The organism is Nocardia speluncae NBRC 108251 (assembly GCF_001613245.1).
Classification (GTDB): Bacteria; Actinomycetota; Actinomycetes; order Mycobacteriales; family Mycobacteriaceae; genus Nocardia; species Nocardia speluncae.
The window spans coordinates 18,958-38,996 of the sequence record NZ_BDBZ01000045.1 but is presented as its reverse complement, the minus strand read 5'-3'; the positions used below and the strand labels follow the sequence as shown (position 1 = coordinate 38,996).

General features: G+C 67.1%; 17 protein-coding genes. 10 read left to right on the top strand and 7 right to left on the bottom strand.

Annotated elements, in window-relative coordinates:
• Nucleotides 1-94 precede the first annotated feature (94 nt).
• From NS6_RS31170 to NS6_RS31160, 3 genes are all read left to right on the top strand, one after another.
• A complete protein-coding gene (locus tag NS6_RS31170; RefSeq protein WP_068049563.1) occupies nt 95-451 on the top strand; it encodes a hypothetical protein in 357 nt (118 codons plus the stop codon).
• A 592-nt stretch (nt 452-1,043) separates the two neighbouring features.
• Complete coding sequence (gene rsgA, locus NS6_RS31165) at nt 1,044-2,138, top strand: ribosome small subunit-dependent GTPase A (protein WP_068049561.1); 1,095 nt, start codon at nt 1,044-1,046, stop codon at nt 2,136-2,138.
• Nucleotides 2,139-2,262: 124 nt separating this feature from the next.
• Nucleotides 2,263-2,778 (top strand): GNAT family N-acetyltransferase, encoded by a 516-nt coding sequence (locus tag NS6_RS31160; RefSeq protein ID WP_068049559.1) that lies wholly within the window; start codon nt 2,263-2,265, stop codon nt 2,776-2,778.
• A gap of 438 nt (nt 2,779-3,216) precedes the next feature.
• Here NS6_RS31160 and NS6_RS31155 read toward each other — a convergent pair whose 3' ends face one another.
• The 3 genes from NS6_RS31155 to NS6_RS31145 form a co-directional block, all read right to left on the bottom strand.
• Nucleotides 3,217-3,714, bottom strand: coding sequence for a flavin reductase family protein (locus NS6_RS31155; RefSeq protein WP_068049556.1), 498 nt, complete (start codon nt 3,712-3,714; stop codon nt 3,217-3,219).
• Nucleotides 3,711-4,223 carry an NADPH-dependent FMN reductase gene (locus NS6_RS31150; RefSeq protein WP_068049550.1) on the bottom strand — a complete coding sequence of 171 codons (513 nt, stop codon included), beginning with the start codon at nt 4,221-4,223 and terminating at the stop codon, nt 3,711-3,713. The genes NS6_RS31155 and NS6_RS31150 overlap by 4 nt, the downstream gene beginning before the upstream one ends.
• Before the next feature lie 271 nt (nt 4,224-4,494).
• Complete coding sequence (locus NS6_RS31145) at nt 4,495-4,827, bottom strand: hypothetical protein (RefSeq protein ID WP_068049548.1); 333 nt, start codon at nt 4,825-4,827, stop codon at nt 4,495-4,497.
• 264 nt (nt 4,828-5,091) lie between these two features.
• On the opposite strand from NS6_RS31145, the gene NS6_RS31140 reads away from it, so the two are divergent.
• Nucleotides 5,092-5,874, top strand: a complete 783-nt coding sequence (locus NS6_RS31140) for an alpha/beta fold hydrolase (RefSeq protein ID WP_068049546.1) — start codon at nt 5,092-5,094, stop codon at nt 5,872-5,874.
• Nucleotides 5,875-6,119: 245 nt separating this feature from the next.
• Here the strand turns inward: NS6_RS31140 and NS6_RS31135 are convergent, their stop codons facing one another.
• Both NS6_RS31135 and NS6_RS31130 read right to left on the bottom strand, forming a co-directional pair.
• On the bottom strand, nt 6,120-6,884 hold the full coding sequence (locus tag NS6_RS31135) for a crotonase/enoyl-CoA hydratase family protein (RefSeq protein WP_068049544.1): 765 nt from the start codon (nt 6,882-6,884) through the stop codon (nt 6,120-6,122).
• Nucleotides 6,884-8,404, bottom strand: coding sequence for a TLP1 C-terminal extension domain-containing protein (locus NS6_RS31130; RefSeq protein WP_068049542.1), 1,521 nt, complete (start codon nt 8,402-8,404; stop codon nt 6,884-6,886). The genes NS6_RS31135 and NS6_RS31130 overlap by 1 nt, the downstream gene beginning before the upstream one ends.
• 334 nt (nt 8,405-8,738) lie before the next feature.
• Here NS6_RS31130 and NS6_RS31125 point away from each other — a divergent pair, with 334 nt between their 5' ends.
• From NS6_RS31125 to NS6_RS31115, 3 genes are all read left to right on the top strand, one after another.
• Nucleotides 8,739-9,821, top strand: a complete 1,083-nt coding sequence (locus NS6_RS31125; protein WP_084471576.1) for a glycoside hydrolase family 183 protein — start codon at nt 8,739-8,741, stop codon at nt 9,819-9,821.
• Nucleotides 9,822-9,901: 80 nt separating this feature from the next.
• The gene (locus NS6_RS31120; RefSeq protein WP_245669586.1) at nt 9,902-11,158 is read left to right on the top strand and encodes an erythromycin esterase family protein; all 1,257 of its coding nucleotides are present in this window, start codon (nt 9,902-9,904) and stop codon (nt 11,156-11,158) included.
• Nucleotides 11,159-11,211: 53 nt separating this feature from the next.
• On the top strand, nt 11,212-11,871 hold the full coding sequence (locus tag NS6_RS31115) for a class I SAM-dependent methyltransferase (RefSeq protein WP_068049638.1): 660 nt from the start codon (nt 11,212-11,214) through the stop codon (nt 11,869-11,871).
• 49 nt (nt 11,872-11,920) lie between these two features.
• On the opposite strand, the gene NS6_RS31110 is transcribed toward NS6_RS31115, so the two are convergent.
• On the bottom strand, nt 11,921-12,520 hold the full coding sequence (locus NS6_RS31110) for an alpha/beta hydrolase family protein (protein ID WP_068049540.1): 600 nt from the start codon (nt 12,518-12,520) through the stop codon (nt 11,921-11,923).
• Between the two features lie 353 nt (nt 12,521-12,873).
• Here NS6_RS31110 and NS6_RS31105 point away from each other — a divergent pair, with 353 nt between their 5' ends.
• A complete protein-coding gene (locus NS6_RS31105; protein ID WP_068049538.1) occupies nt 12,874-14,709 on the top strand; it encodes an acyl-CoA dehydrogenase in 1,836 nt (611 codons plus the stop codon).
• Between the two features lie 325 nt (nt 14,710-15,034).
• Nucleotides 15,035-16,126: a glycoside hydrolase family 183 protein gene (locus tag NS6_RS31100; RefSeq protein WP_084471575.1), complete on the top strand. Its 1,092-nt coding sequence runs from the start codon at nt 15,035-15,037 to the stop codon at nt 16,124-16,126.
• Nucleotides 16,127-16,186: 60 nt separating this feature from the next.
• Here the strand turns inward: NS6_RS31100 and NS6_RS31095 are convergent, their stop codons facing one another.
• Nucleotides 16,187-18,568 carry a VanW family protein gene (locus tag NS6_RS31095; RefSeq protein ID WP_245669585.1) on the bottom strand — a complete coding sequence of 794 codons (2,382 nt, stop codon included), beginning with the start codon at nt 18,566-18,568 and terminating at the stop codon, nt 16,187-16,189.
• 374 nt (nt 18,569-18,942) lie between these two features.
• Between NS6_RS31095 and gnd the strand changes: the two genes are divergently transcribed.
• Nucleotides 18,943-19,977: a phosphogluconate dehydrogenase (NAD(+)-dependent, decarboxylating) gene (gene gnd / locus NS6_RS31090; RefSeq protein WP_068049533.1), complete on the top strand. Its 1,035-nt coding sequence runs from the start codon at nt 18,943-18,945 to the stop codon at nt 19,975-19,977.
• The last annotated feature ends 62 nt before the right edge of the window (nt 19,978-20,039 follow it).

Below are 20,039 nucleotides of genomic sequence, written 5' to 3'. Positions count from 1 at the left end.
GGCGAACCGAGCCGAAAAGATCGGCAAGGACCTGGAGCGGAATCCCAATCAACTGGAGCTTTTCAACTCCTCGGACTTGCGCGCAAAGGAGAGGATGCGGGAACTCCAGGAGAAGGCCCAGGAAAAGCAGCAGGTCCAGGAGGCGGCTCGGAAGGCTATCGATCAGCGGGAGCGAGAGCGCAAAGCGCTGGAGCCACAGCAGAAGCAGCGCGAGGCGGCCGACCGACTGGCTCAGCGCGCTGTCGAACGCCGGGAGGCCGCAGATCGCGGAGAACGAACCCCGATGTCGGCTCGGGAGGCGGCCGACGTGCTGCGTCTGGGTCCGCCGACCCCAAACGTGGAGACGACACGACGAGAGCCCCCGCCGATCGCGCCGGTCGTCAAGAACAGCAGGAACAGGTCCCTGGGACAGCGTCGCGATCTCTCGAGGGGGATCGACCGCGACCGCTGAACACTATCCAGCGGCCCACCCGTCGCTCATGCTGCGCGGCCAACCGATGGCGTCGCCAGTTCTTGCGCTCGCGCCTCCAGCAGCTCGTTCAGCACCCTGACATGCGACGTCGGGCACATCGCCAGGCGCGCATCCAGTGCCTCGTACCAGATGTCGGTGAGACCCACTGGGGACCCGAAGCGCCGCCGTCCCCCACATATGCCACTACGCCCGGTGCGGACCTCGCGATACTGCTGCGCCATCCGCGACAGATCATCGGCCCGCCGCGGCCGCGAAGGGATCGAGCCCGCTCGCGCGCCGTGGCCGTAGCGTCCTCATCCGGCATGAAGGTGTTCACAATCTTCTCGCGGCGGTCGTTGGCCACGTGCTATCTTGGGCTGTCCATGTTCGACCTGGAGTGCGAGAGAATGGGAGGTGAGTTGATGTTTGCGGTGAAGACCGCTGCGGTGCGCAGCGCCCGGACCATCCTCACGTCCCGGGCCCCGGTCTAGACCCGATACCCGTTGCCGGTAGTCGCTGCGAGCTGTGCTCGCGGTGATGGCGCCGGTGGATTTCGTGTCCGAACGGGGCTCCTTCATCCAAGGGTCTCATCATGCATTCACCTCACCATTCTTCGACTTCTTCATCGTCTTCACGAGAGCTGTCCGCACTCGGCTGGGACGAGACGTTCGCGGCGATGTTCGCTGAACACGCCGACGCCGGGTTGGTACCGGCCCGTATCGTGCGGGTCGACCGCGGCCTATGTGACACCCTCACTGCCTCGGGGCCGGTGCGCGCCGACAGCAGTGCGCTCAGCGGCGCGGACCGTGAGCACATGGTGTGCACCGGCGACTGGGCCGCGCTACGCCCGGGCTCGCAGCCGCTGCTGGTGGCATTGCTGCCTCGCCGTACCGCGATTACTCGCGCATCCTCGGACCGCACCTCCCATCAGCAAGTGCTCGCGGCCAACGTCGACACCGTCGTCATCGCGGTCTCGCTGGCGGCACCGGTCAACGCGGGCCGCATCGAGCGGTTGCTGGCGCTGGTTTTCGATAGTGGCGCCCGGCCGGTCATCGTGTTGACCAAGGCCGATCTGACCGAGCACCCTGGTGCGGACGAAGCCGTGGTGGCCGCGCTGGCTCCCGGCGTCGACATCCTCACTACCAGCGCCACTACCGGTACAGGCCTCGATCGGCTGGCCGAAACCGTGACCGGGACCACGGTGCTGCTGGGTCCGTCCGGGGCCGGCAAGTCCAGTCTGGCCAACGCGTTGCTGGGCCGAGAACACATGGGCACCAATGAGGTTCGTGCCGTCGACGGCAAGGGCCGCCACACTACCGTGCATCGCGAGTTGTTGGCGTTGCCCGCCGGTGGGGTGCTCATCGATACTCCGGGCCTGCGCGGCATCGGCGTTCAGGATGTCGCCGACGGGGTCGGGCAGGTGTTCGCCGAGATAGAGGCCTATGCCCGCAACTGCACCTTCGGTGACTGCGAACACCGCAGCGAACCGGGGTGCGCGGTGCAGGACGCGATCGTGACCGGCGAGCTGGACCTGGCGCGGCTCGATCGGTACCGCAAACTGATGCGGGAAAGCCAGTGGGCAGCCACCCGCGGTGTCGCCCGCGAGAGCGGCAAACGCAGCAAGACCGTCAAGGCGATCACGCGGGATCTGCGTGCAACCTACCGATTCCGCGAACGCCAGCGCTGACACCGATGTGCCCACTCGCACCCGCGGGCGACCCGGAGGCACCGTGCGGTGCCACCGCCCGGGCCGTACTCAGGCACTGGATGCCTTGGCTCACAACATCATTCATCACAGGAAGAAAACAACAATGAATCCCCGTACCGACTGGACCACTCGCGCCGAGACCGGCGCCGATATCGCCGCAACCCGCGAGATCAATCTCGCCGCGTTCGACACAGCCGAGGAGGCCGACCTCGTCGACGCGCTGCGCCGGGACCCCGCCTGGATCGACGGACTGTCACTGGTCACGCTCGACGACGCCGGCGCCCTCGTAGGCTATGTACTGCTGACCCGGGCGCACATCGGTGATACCCCGGCACTGTGCCTGGGACCGTGCGCGGTCCTGCCGCAGTACCAGAAAACCGGCGTCGGATCGGCCGCGATCCGTGCGGCGTTCGAGGCCGCAAAGGCAAGGGGTGAGCATTTCGTCACCGTCCTCGGACATCCGGAGTACTACCCGCGTTTCGGGTTCACCCGCGCCAGCACCCACGGCGTCACCATGAAGACGTCTGTCCCCGACGACGCGCTGATGGTACTGAGCCTGGACACCGAGCCCCTGCCCAGTGGCGTCATCCGCTACGCGGCAGCCTTCGGCGACATCTGAGCACTCCCGTTCGGCCGGTAACCCGGTGAACCCGGGGGCTCGTCTACGCACCCGCAGGCGAGCCCTCGGCGGGGGCCCGCGACATGATCACAGGAACGAAATGCGCACCGGCCTGGACTCATATCGCGAGATGCTGTGAGGCCGTGCGCTCGATGGTACGGCTGCGGATCCGGGGGACCCCGTCGCAGCCGTGCGGGAACGGCGTGGGCTGACCCAACGCCGAACTTGCCGAGCTCAGCGACGTTTCGCTCTCGCTCGTCGAGAACATCCAACAAGGCGAGCGGGACACGATCCGGCTCGAGACGTTGCGGACGCCGGCGGTTGCGTTGCGCGTGGGTACCGGTACCTCGATGCTGCAGGGCGCCAGGCACGATGCCGATAGCGTCGACGGCGAGGACGGCCGCATCATCCGCACGCGCTTGTTCGGGATCGCCCGGCTCAGCCGGCGCGCAAGAGGCGGAAGCGGGAGCCGTGGAACACCAAGGGATCACGACCAGGGTGGATTGCGAGACGGTGGACGCGCAGGATGACCACTGTGTGGTCGCCTGCGGGGACGTGCGCTTGCGGAGTGCCTTCGATCCAGACGGAGGCGCCGCCGATGAACACTGCTTCGCCCGTGCCGTCGTGCAGGTCCAGGCCGCGGAAGCGGTCGCCGTCGCGGGAGGCCAGCGAGCGGGCGGCGTCCTGCTGGTCGGTGCCGAGGAGGCTGAGGCCGAGGTGGCCCGCGTGGACGAGGCGGGTCCAGGTGGCGGAGGTGTTCTGAATGCAGAACGACACCAGTGGCGGGTCCAGCGAGACCGGGACGAACGTGCTCACGGCGAGACCGTGTGGTTTGCCGTCGACCCGGGCGCAGACTGCCACCACCCCGCTGGGGAAGTTGGCGAACGCACGGCGGAGGCCGGTGCCGTCGGCGGGAGTTTCGAAAAGCTCGTTCACGATTCGACCTCTGGTTTCGCAGGAGACAACGCTTGCGCTACCGGGCGCCAGCGTTCGGCATAGGCGGTGAGTACACCGTCGTCGCCGAAGGTCCGGTCGGACAAGTAGAGCCCCGGCAGGGCGGTGGTCGCGCCCAGCTCCACCAGCACAGGTTTGAGCAGTAGATCCGGGGCGAGGGCATGTGCGGGGCCCGCACCGAGCATCAGCGGGACCGCGAGCACTCCCTGGAGGCCGGTACCGCCTTCGAACTGTTCCAGGAACAGTTTCAGCAGGCCGGTGTAGGTGGCTTTGAATGTGGGGCTGGCGAAAACCACCAGTTCGGAGGTGGCGACGGCTCGCACGGTTTCGGTGACCGCCGGGTCGCCCCAGCCGAGCAGTCCTGGGCCGAGGTCGACGAGGTCGACGACCGCCGGCTCGATATCGGGGCGCAGCGCGGCCGCGAGGGCAACACCTGCCGACAAGGTGCGGGATGCCGGTTTCGGATTACCGACTACCACGGTTACGGCCACGTCGGCGCCTCCTCCCCGGCCGGCGCCGGGATCGTTGGGTGCTGTGACCTCAGTTGACCATCCGGACGTGCCACTCGGCCAGGGTTCGGATCGCACCGATCGGAACCGGCCGGACGGCGCTGCCCCGGCTCCACGGCCAGGGCAGCATCTCAACGGTCGGCCGACTCATCTCCGAATTACGCACCGGAGATATCGATCGCCCGACCACGGCCGTCGGAGACCTACTACGGCCGCCCGACGATGCTCGGCAGGCGTTCGCTGCCGAAACCGCCTACTGCGACGCCCCGAGGCATTCACCGACGATCTTGGAGGTCGCGGCCTCGGCCTTGGTCTTGTCGTCCGGACTCAGGCCGAGAGTCTCCGGATCGGCCATCCGGGTATCGAACTCGTCGCTGATCATGGTTTGCAGACCTTCTTGGGAAATACCTTCCGCCAGGTAGACCTTGGCGGCGCAGTCGGCGAAGGCCGGGTCCTTGAGGCCTTTCTCCTGCAGAGATTTCGACAGGTCCGCCTCGGTCAGCGCGGGCGCGGATTCGGTATCGCTACCGCAGGCCGCCAACAGCGGCAGAATTACTAGGGTCGCGGCAAAAAGGGTCTTCCGCACCGGGTTCCTCTCTCAGATGTATCACCTGGACGCCGCGGTGATCGGGGATCGTCCCACGGTCGTCCGCGTGACGCCCACGCATGTGTGTAGTCGCAGTCACACTCGGGCCGCAACTCGGAGGAGCATATTTCGATAAGACTCACACCTGCCGTCGGTGCAGGTCCAACGGGGACGTACCTTCGGCGGTCCCCGCGAATCGAACTGATGTCCCCTGCCTGCTGTTAGTGTGATTCCGCAGTTCGGATCCTGATCGGAGAGCTGGGTATGACTGTTCTCGAGTACCATCGCGAAGGCAGCGGTGAACCTCTCGTGCTGGTCCACGGCGTGGGCAGCAGGTGGCAGGTGTGGGAACCGGTCATCGGCACCCTCACCGACCATTTCGAGGTAATCGCGGTCGATCTGCCCGGTTTCGGCGGTTCCGCACCGCTACCCCGCACCACGGTCGACACCCTGACCGGCGCCCTCGCTGATTTCCTGGCCGTCCAGGGGCTCGACCGGCCCCATCTCGCCGGAAATTCGATGGGCGGCGGGATCTCGCTGAACCTCGGCGCCCGCGGCCTGGCCCGCTCGGTGACAGCCTTCTCACCGATCTTCTTCTGGGACACACCGGGCCGCATCTGGTGTCAGCAATCGCTGGGTCGAGCCGAGAAACTCGGTCGCGTCCTCGGCCCGGCGATGCCGAAGGTGCTCGGCACGCCGGCCGGCCGCACCATATTCTTGAGCCTGGTCTTCGGTAAGCCCTGGGCGGTCGACACCCGGACCGCTCTGGACACCGCCGAAGGTGCGGTGAAATCGCTCGGTTTCGCACCGGCACTGGATTCGTTCACCGAGGCGAAACTCGCGGACCCGGCGGCGCTGGCGGACCTACCGGTGACCATCGCCTGGGGTAACCGCGACATCCTGCTCACCTACAGGACCCAGAGCCGGCGCGCCCGCGAGGTACTGCCGCACGCGCGCCACATCACGCTGGGGGGCAGCGGGCATACGCCGTTCTACGACGATCCCGCCGCCTGCGCCCGCGTAATACTTGATCAATTGCCCGCGTAACCGACGCATCAGGTCGGCGCCCGAGGCGAGCCGGGACGCGCGACTGTCGCTGAGGGTAACGCAGGACGACAACGACGGCGGGCGCGGCAATTCCCGGCGAGAGCAGATATGTGGCCCGCTCCGCCCGCCCACTGAAGGTGCCGTTCGGACGGCCAGGGGTTTCCGGCAGTCGACGAGGCCGCCGACTGCTGGAAAACCGGCCGAACCACCACGGTCGGCCCCTTACCGTGCGAGCACACTGAACCTCAGCGGCCCTGCCAAACCGGGTCGCGCTTCTCCGCGAATGCGAGCGCCCCCTCGGCCGCATCCTTGGAAGCGATTGCGGGAAGAGCGAGCTCCCCCTGCTTCGCGAACCCCTCGGCGGCACTCCAATCCGGAGACTCGTCGATGATCCGCTTACTGGCCGCCACCGCCAGCGGAGCGGCGGCCGCGATCTCGCCCGCCAGCTCCAGCGCGACTTCCAGCGCTTCACCGGGGTCGGTCACCCGGTTGACCAGTCCCAGCTGGTGCAACCGTTCGGCGCTGATCCGGCCACCGGTCAACGCCAGTTCGGCCGCGATACTGCGCGGCAGGCGCTGGGTGAGCCGCATGACGCCGCCGGCGGCCGCGACGAGTCCGCGTTTCACCTCGGGGATACCGAATTTCGCGTCCCGCGCAGCGACGATGAGGTCACCGGAAAGAGCCAGTTCGAAACCGCCGGCCAGCGCGAAACCCTCGACCGCCGATATCATCGGTTTGGCCGGCGGTTTCGCGGTGATACCGAGCGGGCCGCGATGTTCGGTTACGGGGAACTCACCGCGGGTCATCCCGATCAGATCCATTCCGGCGCTGAAGGTTCCGTCGGCCCCGGTGAACACGAGCACCCGCGCGGTATCGTCGCCCTCGAATTCGTCGATCGCGGCCTCGATCGCCGTCGCCGTCGCCAGATCGATGGCGTTACGCGCCGCGGGCCGGTTGACGGTGAGCACGGTTATCGCATCACACCGGTCCAGGAGCACGGTATCGGTCATCAGGCTGTCCTCTCACTGCGCAGAATGAAACGGTCGGCGGCGGTGATCTCGATGGCAGCGCCCAACCGGTCGCCGATGGTGCAGGCGGCGATGGTTTCGCTGTCCGTCGCCCGGACAAGTATGCGTGCCCCTGCCGGGTTCAGTGCACTGACCACCACGGCTTCGGCTTCATCGCCCGCCTCGCCCTTGCGGTGTGGCACTGTGTACGCCTCGATGACCGCCGGGCCGGTATAGCCCGGGGCCGTCTCGCGCCGGGCCACCGGGACCTCGGCCTCCACCGGACGGAACGGTTCGGCCGGTGGTTTCGCCGAGTACACACCCACCCCGTGTTTGGTGACGTACCAGCCGAGCGCGGTGGTGAGCCCGTAGTCGCCCGGGTTGTCGCGCAAGATCCCGGCCATGGTGGCGATGCCGTGGGTGCTGTAGTTGTTGCCCGGACCGCCACCGAAGGTGAGACCGCCGGTGACGGTGAGGGGTCGCGCGGGATCGTCGATCGGCAAGCCCAGCGCCGCGGCGCCCACCTGCACGGCCACCGGGAAGCAGGAATACAGGTCGATATGGGCGATATCGTCGATACCTACCCCCGCACCCGCCAGCGCGGCCCGGCCGGCCGCGGCGATCGCCGGGGAGGCGGCGATATCGGTGCGTTCGGAGAGATACCAGATATCGGTGGCGGTGGCACCGCCGTGCGGGAAGACCCACCGCTCCCGGGGCACTCCGGCCGCATCCGCCGCCGCGGCGCTGCACAGAATGAGGCCGGCGCCCTGGTCGACGGTCAGATTCGCCATCAGCAGTTTCGGGTACGGGCTGGACACCATCCGGTTGCCGGGCCCGGTGGTGACGAGTTCGGCCGCGGTCCGTTGCGTCGGCATCCAGGCGTACGGGTTCCGGGCCGCGACCTCGGAGAATCGCGACCACAGCCCGCCGATCCGCGCCAGATGCGTCTCCTGGTCGAGACCGAGACGATTGCGCATCGCCGATTCCATCAGCGCGTACACATAGATCGGCCCCCAGAGTCCGGCTGCGGTTTCCATCGCGGAGCTGGGGGCGTCGGTGGCGCCCACGATCTCGTCGGGTAGGGCGTTCTCGTGCTGTTCGGGCCAGCCGGGGTCCACACCGGTTTTCTTGGACTTGCTCAGCGATGCCATCGACTCGGCGCCGCAGATCAGGGCGATATCGGTGTGACCTTCGGCGATCTGCCGGCCCAGCAGGTTGAGCAGCCGCTGCGGGGCGTCGCCACCGGCGGGCGCGGATTGCAGGGTCCGTTTCGGGGAGGCGCCGATCTGCGCGGCGACCGTCGCGGCAAGGTTGGGATAGGAGCCGCTGACCGTGGCGACGGCGGCCACCACATCGGCCGATCGCAGCAGCACATCGCCGGTTCCGCTGTCTGCACCTGCCCGGCGCAGCGATTCCGCCGCCAGTTCGACTGCTCCGGGCAGACCTGGTTCACCGGACCGATGCACGACCTGTCCGACTCCGACGAGCACCGGTGTGCGCGGGTCCATTCCGGCTGGCAGCATACGTCCTCCGCTTCCTCACTGAAGTAAACCGCTGAAATGCGCGGTTAACTTCTCGATTAGACCATGGAGTGATCTACGGCGCTCTCGAGCAGCAGTGCCGCGAACTCTTCACTGGTGACAATTCAGCAACAACCCCACCGACCTGCGTGACACCAGCACAGAACTGCCCCGCAAAGCCTCTGATCAGCCCATATCCACTGCTAACATGACCCGCGATCTGCCAGCCAGTCGAAATGAGCCGTGTAACAGATCCCGAGGTGCCCACGTTTATCCGCGGCGATTCTCGACGCAACCCGGAGGTCCGACGGACTTGAAAAGAACCGGATCCATACTTATGTCTCTGCTGGCGGGCGCATCGGCCGCAATGATCGCGGCCACCGCACCGGCCACGGCGAATCCCAACGCCATCAATCCCATTCCAGTGCTGAACGGCACCAATGGGCTTCCACAATTGAACGGAGCCACCCGGGCCGTTTTCCAGGTAACCGGAATGGCCAGCCCGAACGGCACCCACAACTACAACATGCTCGGCACCGATCTGGGCATCATGTGGGACAACGGGCACGGTGAAATGCTCACCGCGTTCGGCGATACCGCCGGCGTCGGATTCCCCAACCTGCTGTCCGGCAGCATGTGGGCGTGGCGCAGCAATGTGCTGGTCCGCAGCCATACCCGCGACCCCCGGCACGGTATCTACTTCGACAGTGTGGTCCGCGATGTCTTCGGTCAGGCGCGTGATCTGATCCCCAGCCCGAAGATTCCGTTCCTGGAGATAAGCCGTATTCCGACCGCCGGTATCGCGGTGAACGGCGTGCAGTACATGAGCCTGATGTCGGTGAAGACATGGGACACTCCCGGCGATTGGACAACCAATTACTCCGGGCTGGCCGCGTCCGCCGACAACGGCGAAACCTGGGCCGACCTGACATTCACCCGCCGGCCCAACGAGGGCGCCAACCGCAATTTCCAGATGAATGCCTTCGCGAAAGACGGTGGCTACGTTTATGTTTACGGAACCGCGTCGGGCCGCGACAATGCCGCCTACATATCCCGGGTCCGCGAGGCAGATATCCAGAATCTGGGCGCCTACGAATACTGGGACGGCGGCGGGTGGAAACACGGCGACGTGAATGCCGCGCAACCGATCATGCACGGTGTCGGCGAATTGTCGGTTGTGTGGAACGACCATCTGGGTCAATATGTTTCGCTGACCACGGACCCGTTCAATTCGGTGGTGATGCGCACCGCGCCCGCCCCGCAGGGCCCGTGGAGCCCGCCCCGGGTGCTGATCGATGCCCGAGAGCTGCCGACCGCGTATGCGCCGGCGATCTTCCCGTATCAGACCGGTAATGATCTGTACTTCCTCACCACCGTCCACAACCAGTACAACGTGGTCCTGATGCGCAGCAGCCTCTGACCCCACACACAGTTGACCTGAACAATAGTTGAGGTAGGAGGCTGGTTCACGACACTCCCACGAGTCACCAGGAGCCTGGCGTGAACACGATCTCGACAACCACCGATACCGCCGACACGGTGCACCGGTGGCTGCGCGATAACGCGCGGCCCGTCCACGGAACCGACGCCGCCGATACCGGTACGGATCTGCGGACGCTGACCGACCACCTGGCCGCGGCCACCGTGGTCGGTCTCGGCGAATCCACCCGTTTCTCCCGCCAGACCTACGGGATCCGGGAGCGGATCCTGCGCACCCTGATCACCGAGCACGGATTCCGTGCGCTCGCCGTCCAGGACAGCGCACGTTCCGGTGCCCGGCTCGACGCCTACGTACGCACCGGCAGCGGCGACCCGTACACCGCGCTCGCCGGCGCCTGGCGACCCCTGCGCACCGCCGAAACCGTCGCGACGCTCGAATGGCTGCGCGCCTACAACATCGACCACCCCGGCGATCAGGTCGGTGTGTTCGGTATCCGGCCGGCGGCCGCCGAATCCGCCGACTACGACGAGGTACTCGCCTACGCCCACCGCTGGGCTCCGGACCGTGCCGGCGAACTCGCCACATATCTGACCCCGATCCGCAGTGCGCACCGGATCGACGAGCATGTCCAGCGTCACCAGGGCATCCACCCCGGCCGCCCGTTCGCCGAAGACGCCCGCGCCGCGCTCACGCTCTTACAGGCACTGCCGCAACCGTCCACCGCCGAGGCAGCCGCGGCGTATTCGACGGCACTCGACCGCGCCCGGCTGATCGTGGCCTTCCACGAGAACAGCGTGGCCGGACGCGGGGGCTTCGGCGGGGACGACCCACAACCGGCCCGGACGATCATCGATCATCACCATGCCACCGGCGCGCGGATCGTGTACTGGGACGGGATCGCCCACACGGCCGCCGGCGAGAGCGGTATCGGCCCGGCCGATACCCGGTTCCACAGTGAGGGCAGCGGGCTGCGCGCATATTTCGGCACCGGCTACCTCTCGGTGGCGATCGGTTTCCATCACGGCGATCTGGGCACGGCAATCGCCCCCGACCCCCATCCGGACCTCCTCGACGCCGATCTGGGGGCCGTCGACCTGCCCGCCTACTTCGTCGACCTACGCGACGACGCACCACCGGAGGTCCAGGCGTGGCGGGCGGCACCGGCACGAATGCGGGTGATCAGCGGCGTGTACGACCCGGCCGCGGACGAGGCGGCGCGGTTCGAGGTGACTTCGGCGGCAGCGGCCTTCGACATCCTCGTCCATATCCGTGAAACCTCGCCGGTGCAGTGGCTGCCCGAGCCCGCCGACGAATGACATCCGAAGCCGAAGCGTTCCGAAGCAGGTACTGCATCCATACACTGGCCCGTATGGACGCGGCCGAATGGGATACGCGGTATGTGCAGAGCGAACTGGTGTGGGGCGCACCGCCGAACAACACGGTGGTGGAGTTCGTGCACGGATTGGACCGGCGCATACCGCGCGTGCCCGGCCCGGACGGGACAGTTCCCGAATTCCCGCGCGCACTGGATCTGGCCTGCGGGGAGGGCCGCAACGCACTGTGGCTGGCCACCCACGGCTGGCAGGTGCACGCAGTGGATTTCTCCCAGGTCGGAATCGATAAGGGCCGTACGGTGGCGACACGGCTGACCCGGTCCATCCGGGAGCGGATCACCTGGCAGTGCGCCGATCTCACCGAACCGGGTGTGGATATCGGCGGTCCTTACGAACTGGTCCTGATGGTGTTCCTGCACCTACCGGCCGGACAACGTCGCGAGATGGTCCGGCGGGCGGCGCGGCTGCTCACCCCCGGCGGAATGCTGCTGGTACTCGGGCACGACAGCGCGAATCCGGAACGGGGGCACGGGGGCCCGCAGGATCCGGAGATCCTGTTCACACCCGAGGATGTGGTCACCGACCTGGGCGACGACAGCGGTCTCCGGATCGATACCGCCCAGCAGATCCTGCGGCCGACCGAGGCAGGGGAAGCGATCGACGCCCTGGTCATCGCCACCAAACCGGTTCATTGACATCCTGCCCGCCCGGAAAGACGGTGCACCAGCCCATATTCCGGCCGCTTCAGCTACTCCAGCGCAAGAACCAGGGCTCGAGTGTTTCGGCGATCGTGTCGAACCCCTTCTTGAAGGAATGCGGTTGCCCGGCGATGACCCGGACCTCCGCGGCGTCCGCCGGGTCCGGGATTCCGAACGGATCGCTACCACCGTTGATCACCACCACCTCGGCCGGTGCAGCGGCCAATAATTCGTCACGCCGGGATTTCTCCGGTTTTCCGGGCGGATGCAGCGGGAAGGACACCGCCACGACGCCACGGGCGCCGAGTTCGCCGGCGGTCCGGCAGGCGACCCGCGCCCCGTTGCTGCGGCCACCCTGGATCAGCGGAAGGTCGGGGCCGAGGTCCGATCGCAGCGCGGCGACAAGCTCGCCCCAGGCCCTGTCCTGCGGCTCCGGCTTGCCGGGCGCACGGCGGCCGGCCACCCGGTAGGGCTGCAGAACGCGGGCCACGACACCACCCGCGGCCAGCGCCGTATCGCGCACCGTCAGGATGTCCTGGCCGTCCACCCCGCCGCCGGCACCGTGGGTGAATACCAGCAGGAATGTCGCGTCGTCCGGATGGTCGATCCGGGCCTCCGCGGGGCCGGCGCTCGTCTGGATCCGCACACCTCACCCTATCCGGCCCGGTATCGGTTCATCGAGATCTTCCACCGGAGCACCCGGCCGCGGTCTCGGCGCTGCTGCATCCGATCGCCAACCAGGGCCACCGAGGTATCCCGGGCTAAAACGGCCCGATGAGCCCATCACGGGTCTTGTTTCCGCAGGTCACCGGACTGCCGCCTGTTTCGCTCATCACAATGCCGCGAGACCCTTTGCCGCCCGCCTTACCCGTCGGTAATATAGGTGATAAGTTACCCGCGAGTAGCCTGCTGCGTTCCGGTGGCTACCCGGTGGCAACAACGGGCGGGAACGGCTGACGACACCGACCGCACCCGACTCAACGGAGAGTGAGTATCACAATGGGTCATTACAAGAGCAACGTCCGCGACCTGGAGTTCAACCTCTTCGAGGTCCTCGGCCTGGGCAAGATCCTGGAATCCGGCGCCTACGGCGACCTGGACGCCGACACCGTCAAAGAGATGCTCAACGAGGTGCGCCGCCTGGCCGAAGGCCCGCTCGGCGAATCCTTCACCGACGCCGACCGCAACCCGCCGGTCTTCGACCCGGAAACCCATACGGTGAGCCTGCCCGAGTCGTTCAAGAAGAGCTACCGGACCCTGCAGGAAGGCGGCTGGGACAGCTTCTCCGTCGACCCCGAACTGGGCGGTATCGACGTCCCACGCGCCGCCTACTGGGCCATCGCCGAACTGATCCTCGGCGCGCAGCCCGCGGCCTTCATGTACGCCGCCGGCCCCGGTTTCGCGAACATCTTCTACAACAACGCCACCGAAGAGCAGCAGAAATGGGCCAAGATCGCCGTCGAGCAGGGCTGGGGCGCCACCATGGTGCTCACCGAGCCCGACGCCGGCTCCGATGTGGGCGCGGGCCGCACCAAGGCGGTCCAGCAGGAGGACGGCTCCTGGCATATCGAGGGCGTGAAACGCTTCATCACCTCGGCCGATGCCGACGACCTCTTCCCGAACATCATGCATCTGGTGCTCGCCCGCCCCGAGGGCGCCGGGCCGGGCACCAAGGGTCTGTCGCTGTTCTTCGTACCGAAGTTCCACTTCGACCACGAAACCGGCGAACTGGGCGAGCGCAACGGTGTGTTCGTGACCAATGTCGAACACAAGATGGGCCTGAAAGTTTCGGCCACCTGTGAGGTCACCTTCGGCGGCCACGGCGTCCCGGCCAAGGGTTGGCTCGTGGGTGAGGTGCACAAGGGTATCGCGCAGATGTTCGAGGTCATCGAGCACGCACGGATGATGGTGGGCACCAAGGCCATCGCCACCCTGTCCACCGGCTACCTGAACGCGCTCGACTACGCCAAGCAGCGCGTACAGGGTGCCGACCTGACCAAGATGTCGGACAAGACCGCACCGCGGGTCACCATCACCCACCACCCGGATGTGCGGCGCAGCCTGGCCACCCAGAAGGCGTACGCCGAGGGCCTGCGCGCGGTGTACCTGTACACCGCGGCCCACCAGGACGCCGATGTCGCCGCGGCTGTTTCCGGTGCCGACGCCGATCTCGCGGCCCGGGTCAACGATCTGCTGCTGCCGATTGTGAAGGGTGTGGGCTCCGAGCGGGCCTACCAATACCTCACCGAATCGCTACAGACCCTGGGCGGATCCGGCTTCCTACAGGATTACCCGATCGAGCAGTACATCCGCGACGCCAAGATCGACTCGCTGTACGAGGGCACCACCGCGATCCAGGCGCAGGACTTCTTCTTCCGCAAGATCGCCCGAGACCGCGGTGTCGCCCTGGGGCATGTGGCCGGACAGGTGCAGAAGTTCATCGACTCGGAGGCGGGCAACGGCCGCCTCAAGGCCGAACGCAAACTGCTGGCGACCGCGCTCGAGGACGTGCAGGCCATGGCAGCCACGCTCACCGGGCACCTGATGGGCGCCCAGGAGCAGACCGATGAGCTGTACAAAGTCGGCCTGGGTTCGGTGCGCTTCCTGCTCTCGGTCGGCGACCTGCTGATCGGCTGGCAGCTGCTGCGGCAGGCCGAGGTCGCCGGTGCCGCGCTGGATGCCGGCGCGGAAGGTGCCGACCAGGCCTTCTACCAGGGCAAGGTCGGCGTGGCCCAGTTCTTCGCCCGCAATATCCTGCCGGAGCTGACGGCCACCCGCACCATCCTGTCGAACCTGGACAACGACATCATGGAGTTGGACGAGGCGGCGTTCTGATCCGCTGATGAATCGCTCTCCCGCCGGCGGCCCGGATAATCCGGGCCGCCGGTTTTGTGCGGGCCGACCGGAGGCCGGCCGGACAGGCCGGCCGGACGCGCACAGCCGACGAGCCGGTGAAGGCACAAAGTCGGCGAAAGGCCGTTCCAAATGTGCCCGCCGTACTGCTGCGACCCGACGGGCACGCGGCCTTGATCGGAGAGGATCAGCGGGAATTGCTCGACCGGATCCCGCGGTGGTTCGGCAGCGCGGATCGGCACGCCGATACCGCGGCCGTGGCAAGATGGCCCGCAGACCGCGCAGCTCCGCAGGAGGACAATCGAGAATGACTCGCCGCCCGCTGTCCGTACTCGTACGCGCCGGGATCGTGGGTGCTACCGCGGCACTCGTCCTGGCCGGTCCCGCTGCAGCGGACCCCAACAATGTGAATCCCATCCCCGGGATCAACGGCCAGCCACGCGGCCTGCCGCCGCTACCGGGCGAAACCCAGGCCGTTTTCCAGGTCACCGGGATGGACAGCCCCAACCGGACCGAGCAGGTGAACGTGCTCGGCACCGATCTCGGGGTGATGTGGGACGACGGCGCCGGAACCATGATCACCGCGTTCGGCGATTCCGCGGGCCTCGGCATCCCCAACCTGCTGGCCGGCAGCGCATGGGCGTGGAGCAGCAATGTGCTGTTCCACAGCCGCACCAAGGACCCGTCGCAGGGCATCATCTTCGACGGTGCCGTCCCGAACCCGCTGCCCAGCCCGAAGATCCCGGGTATCGAGATCAGCCTGATCCCGACCGCCGGGGTCGCGGTGGGCGGGGTGCAGTACATGAGCATGATGTCGGTGAAGGAATGGGGCGACCACGGCAAGTGGACCACCAACTTCGCCACCCTCGCCTCCTCCGCCGACGGCGGCCGGACCTGGACACAGCTGCCCACCACCCGCCGGGCCAACGGCGGCGGCCACGAACGTTTTCAGCAGAACGCGTTCGTGAAGGCCGACGGGTATGTGTACCGGTTCGGCACAGCGGCCGGGCGGAGCAACACCGGCTACATCTCCCGGGTGCGCGAAGCGGATATCGCGAAGATGGACGCATATGAGTACTGGGACGGTCACGGCTGGAAGATGAACGACCCGGTAGCCGCGACGCCGATCGTCGAGGGTGTCGCCGAATTGTCGGTGCAGTGGAACGACCATCTGCGCAAATACGTGATGCTGACGACCGATCCGCACAATTCGGTGGTGCTGCGCACGGCCGACACCCCGGAAGGCCCCTGGAGTACACCGCGGGTGCTGGTAGAGGCGGCTTCCCTGCCCACCGCCTACGCGCCCATGATCTTCCCCTACCAGACGGGAAGCGACCTGTACTTCCTGCTCACGGTGCACCGGCAGTACAACGTCCTGCTGATGCGCACACCGCTGTAGGCCGCTGAAGCCCCACGAACGCGGCCGGTAGCAGTCGGCCACCTGCTACCGGCCGGGAATTCAGCGGTTGCCCGCGCGACCGGTGGGCCGGCTGCCCTCGTTGCCGCTACTCGGCACGGCGGTCGGCTCCGAGGTATCCGCGGGCTGTTCCTCGTCGGATTTCTCGTCGTCCGGGGACACGCATTTCACCTCGGGAACCGGGTCGTACTTGACCGTCCGCGTATGCCGGGAAATCTCTTGACCGGTATTGACGTCGGTGATCACCCGGGTATCGGCGATCGTGAAACCGGGTGCACCTGTGGAGGCGATGCATTCGTCGCCCTCGGGCAGGGTGATGGTTTCCGGCTCGGTCGGTTTGGACTTGTCACCGGTGATGGATTCGACCTCCACCGTCTTGGTGCCCCAGATACGCACCGTCACATCCGAGCTGTCCGCGAAGGTTTGGATGTACAGGCCGTGCGGGGTGTTGTTGCGGAACTGCAGGTCGATGGCGCCGTCGAAGACGGTTGCCTCCCGGGCAGCCGGGTAGCGGGAGATGTAATAGCTGTGCTCGGTGTGGCCCGCGTCCTCCAGCCCGGCAAAATACGCGGCATTGTAGAGAGTGGTGGCGAACTGGCTGATCCCGCCGCCGACCGCCGTGCTGGGACGGCCGTGGTCGATGATGCCGGATTCCACATACCCCTCGGCCGCGCCGCGCGTGCCGGTATGCCCGTTCAGCGAGAACGTGTCACCGGGTTTCACGACCGCACCGTTCACCTCTTGCGCGACAGTACGGATGTTCACACCCGACGGACCGGAGAAACCGCCGGTGGTGAACTCGCCCATCACCTCGGTGATCCCCAGCGATTCCGCCGCCTGGGTGGTGAGCTTCGGTTCGATGCGCTCGTAGACGGCCGCGGTGGTGCGTTGCGGTCCGGCGGCGGCCAGCATCGCCGGCAACTGATCCAGCGATTTCGGCCAGTTGATCTTGTCGCCGACAACGGCGGGTACCACGGTCGGCGCACCGGAGAACGTGAAGGTCGCATCCTTCGGTTCGACCTCGGTCGGCGCGAGTTGCGGCGCGAGCAGGTCCGTCGCGACCTTGTGGTCGAATTCGACCCGCAGACCGCCGTGACCGTCCGGGACGAAGCTCACGATGGCGGCGATCTGCTCCGGGTTCAGAGTCGCGGTCCCACTGTCCTTCCCCGAATACACCACCGGCGCGCTCACCGCGGGCTCGGCGATCTCGTACAGCGCCTTTTCGATGGCCTCGGCCCGGACCGCGGGCGGTGCGGGGATCACGGGCAGGTCCAGGGTGTTCGCCGTGGCCCATTGGTCGGTCAGCACGGTCCGCGACGCAGCAGTGTCCAGAATCCGGCCCGGAACCGGATTCACTGCCACCGGCCGCGTGCCCTCGAAGGTGATACCGCCCTCCACCGGCGGCTGATCGTGCACCCGCAGTTCGTCGAGGGTGCTTCCGAACACAGCCTCGTCGACAGTGCTGGCCACTGTGACCTCGCGGGTGGCGACGAAGGACAGCAGCCGGGCCGCGGGATTGAGCGGCTGGCCACCCACCCGCTCCCAGGTGGCATCCCAATCCACGCCGAGGCCGGCGGCGCTGGGCACCAGCTCGGTCTGCACATCGGCGATCTTCACCGGCACCACTTCGCCGGAGCGGGCATCGAGTGTGGTCTGTAGCTTCGCCTGGGCGGCGTCCTTGTTCATCCCGCCGACTGCGACCCCCGCGACCTCCACGCCGCGCGGAACGCTACCGGAGGTCATCACCAGGTCGGCGATGTAGCCCACCAGGGCGATACCGAACACCACGGCGGCTGCCAGCAGGACGCGGCGAGCCGTCGCGGAACCGCGGAGCTTGTCGCGGATGCCGGACAGTGAACGCTTTTCCCCGCCGTCTCCACCCTCGCCGCCGGAACCTCCCGGCCGGCCCTGCGGTGGCCGCGGTGGTGCCGGAGGGACCGAACCGCTCTGTGTGAGGGCATCGGTCGCGGCGGTGTCATCGGAGTAGGCCGACCAGGCTGCTTCCTCGCCGGCCAAGCGTTGCGTGAGGGCCGCGGACTCGAAGACTTCCGTGGGAGCGTCGGAATCGGGGCCGGTGGAGGCATAGGCGCCGGGCTGCGGTTCGGGACCGCTCCGCGGGAACTGCTGAGTGGCGAAATCGGGCCCGGCCGGATCGGGGCCAGAGGTTTGGCTGGGCGAATTCGCGGATACAGAATCTGAGGAGGAGCCGGGACGATCCGCACCGGGCGTACTCGCCGCCTGGTTCGACCACGAACTGCCGCCGCGCCAGCCGGACACGACGGCTTCTGCCGGATTCGGTTGTGCGGGCGGCTGCGCCTGCTGGTCGCGGCCGGTATGCGACGGCTGAAACGGGCCGCTGCCGGTGGGTTGTGGTCGGCCGGGGTCGTGTTTGTCGCCGCGGTCGGTAGTGGATTCGCCGCTCACGAACCGTCCTCCCCAATCGATATGTCCGGGGACTCGCGGGTGCGAGCCTTCGCCAACGATAGTTGTCCGAACTGTAATCTTCAGTGCCTGATCGATCACAGCTGCGCCATCTGGCGGTCGGGCAGCGGCTCAATTGAGACACCGCACAGTAGCCGGGTGATACAGCGCAGCCACTGCGCGGCTCTGGTCCGGACAGCAAAGTGGCCCCGTGTAGTCGCCGGGTCGGGGGTCAGGCGAATACACGGAGCCAACCGGTGTATCGGTGCCGCCGACAGGGCGTTACACCCGCGCACACAAAAATCCGCCACGGCGCCGGGCACAATCGACTACAACGTGCGATCCGGACCTCCAACCCAGGGAAAAGGGGACGCGAGATGCAGTTGGGCATGATCGGGCTAGGCCGGATGGGCGCAAATATCGTGCGGCGGATCGTCGCGGCCGGCCATACCGCGGTGGGCTGCGAACGCCATGCGGAGGTGATCACCGGCCTCACCGCCGAACTCGGCGACGGCTTCCGCGGCAGCACCGATCTAAGGGAATTCCTCGCGATGCTGGACACCCCGCGGGTGGTCTGGGTGATGATCCCGGCCGGGGCGACCGGCGCGGTGATCGATCAACTGGCCGACCTGCTCGAAGCGGGCGATATCGTGATCGACGGCGGCAACAGCCGCTACCACGCCGATATCGCACGGGCCGCGAAGCTGAATCCGCTCGGCATCCACTACCTCGATATCGGCACCTCCGGCGGGGTCTTCGGCCGCGAACGCGGCTTCTGCCTGATGGTCGGCGGTGAACCGGAACCGTTCCGGCAGGTGGAGCCACTGCTGCAAGCAATCGCGCCCGGCGTTGCGGCCGCGCCGCGCACACCCGGCCGCGAAGGTGAACCGGGCCCGGCCGAACACGGGTATCTGCACTGCGGTCCGGCCGGGGCGGGGCATTTCGTGAAGATGGTCCACAACGGTATCGAGTACGGCGCGATGGCCGCGTACGCCGAGGGCCTCAACATCCTGCACAAAGCCGACTACGGCAACCGTGCGGCAAGCGAGTACTCCGCTGAGGAAACGCCGCTGGAGAACCCCGAATACTACCGTTACGACATAGATATCGCGCAGGTCACCGAAGTGTGGCGGCGCGGATCGGTGGTTGCTTCGTGGTTACTGGACCTGACCGCGGCGCAACTGCACGCCGACCCGAACCTGGATTCCTTCGGCGGTCGAGTATCGGATTCCGGTGAGGGCCGCTGGACACTGGACGCCGCGGTCGATATCGGCGTCCCCGCCCCGGTGCTCGCCGCCGCCCTGTTCCAGCGCTTCGCTTCCCGCGGCGAATCGGGCTACGCCGACAAAGCCCTCTCGGCAATGCGCGAGGCCTTCGGCGGGCACCACGAATTACCGGGCGCCGAAGGCTAGGACCGCAGACACAGAAAGCCCACCTCCGACAGCGGGGGTCGACACGAGCCCGACCCCCGCCA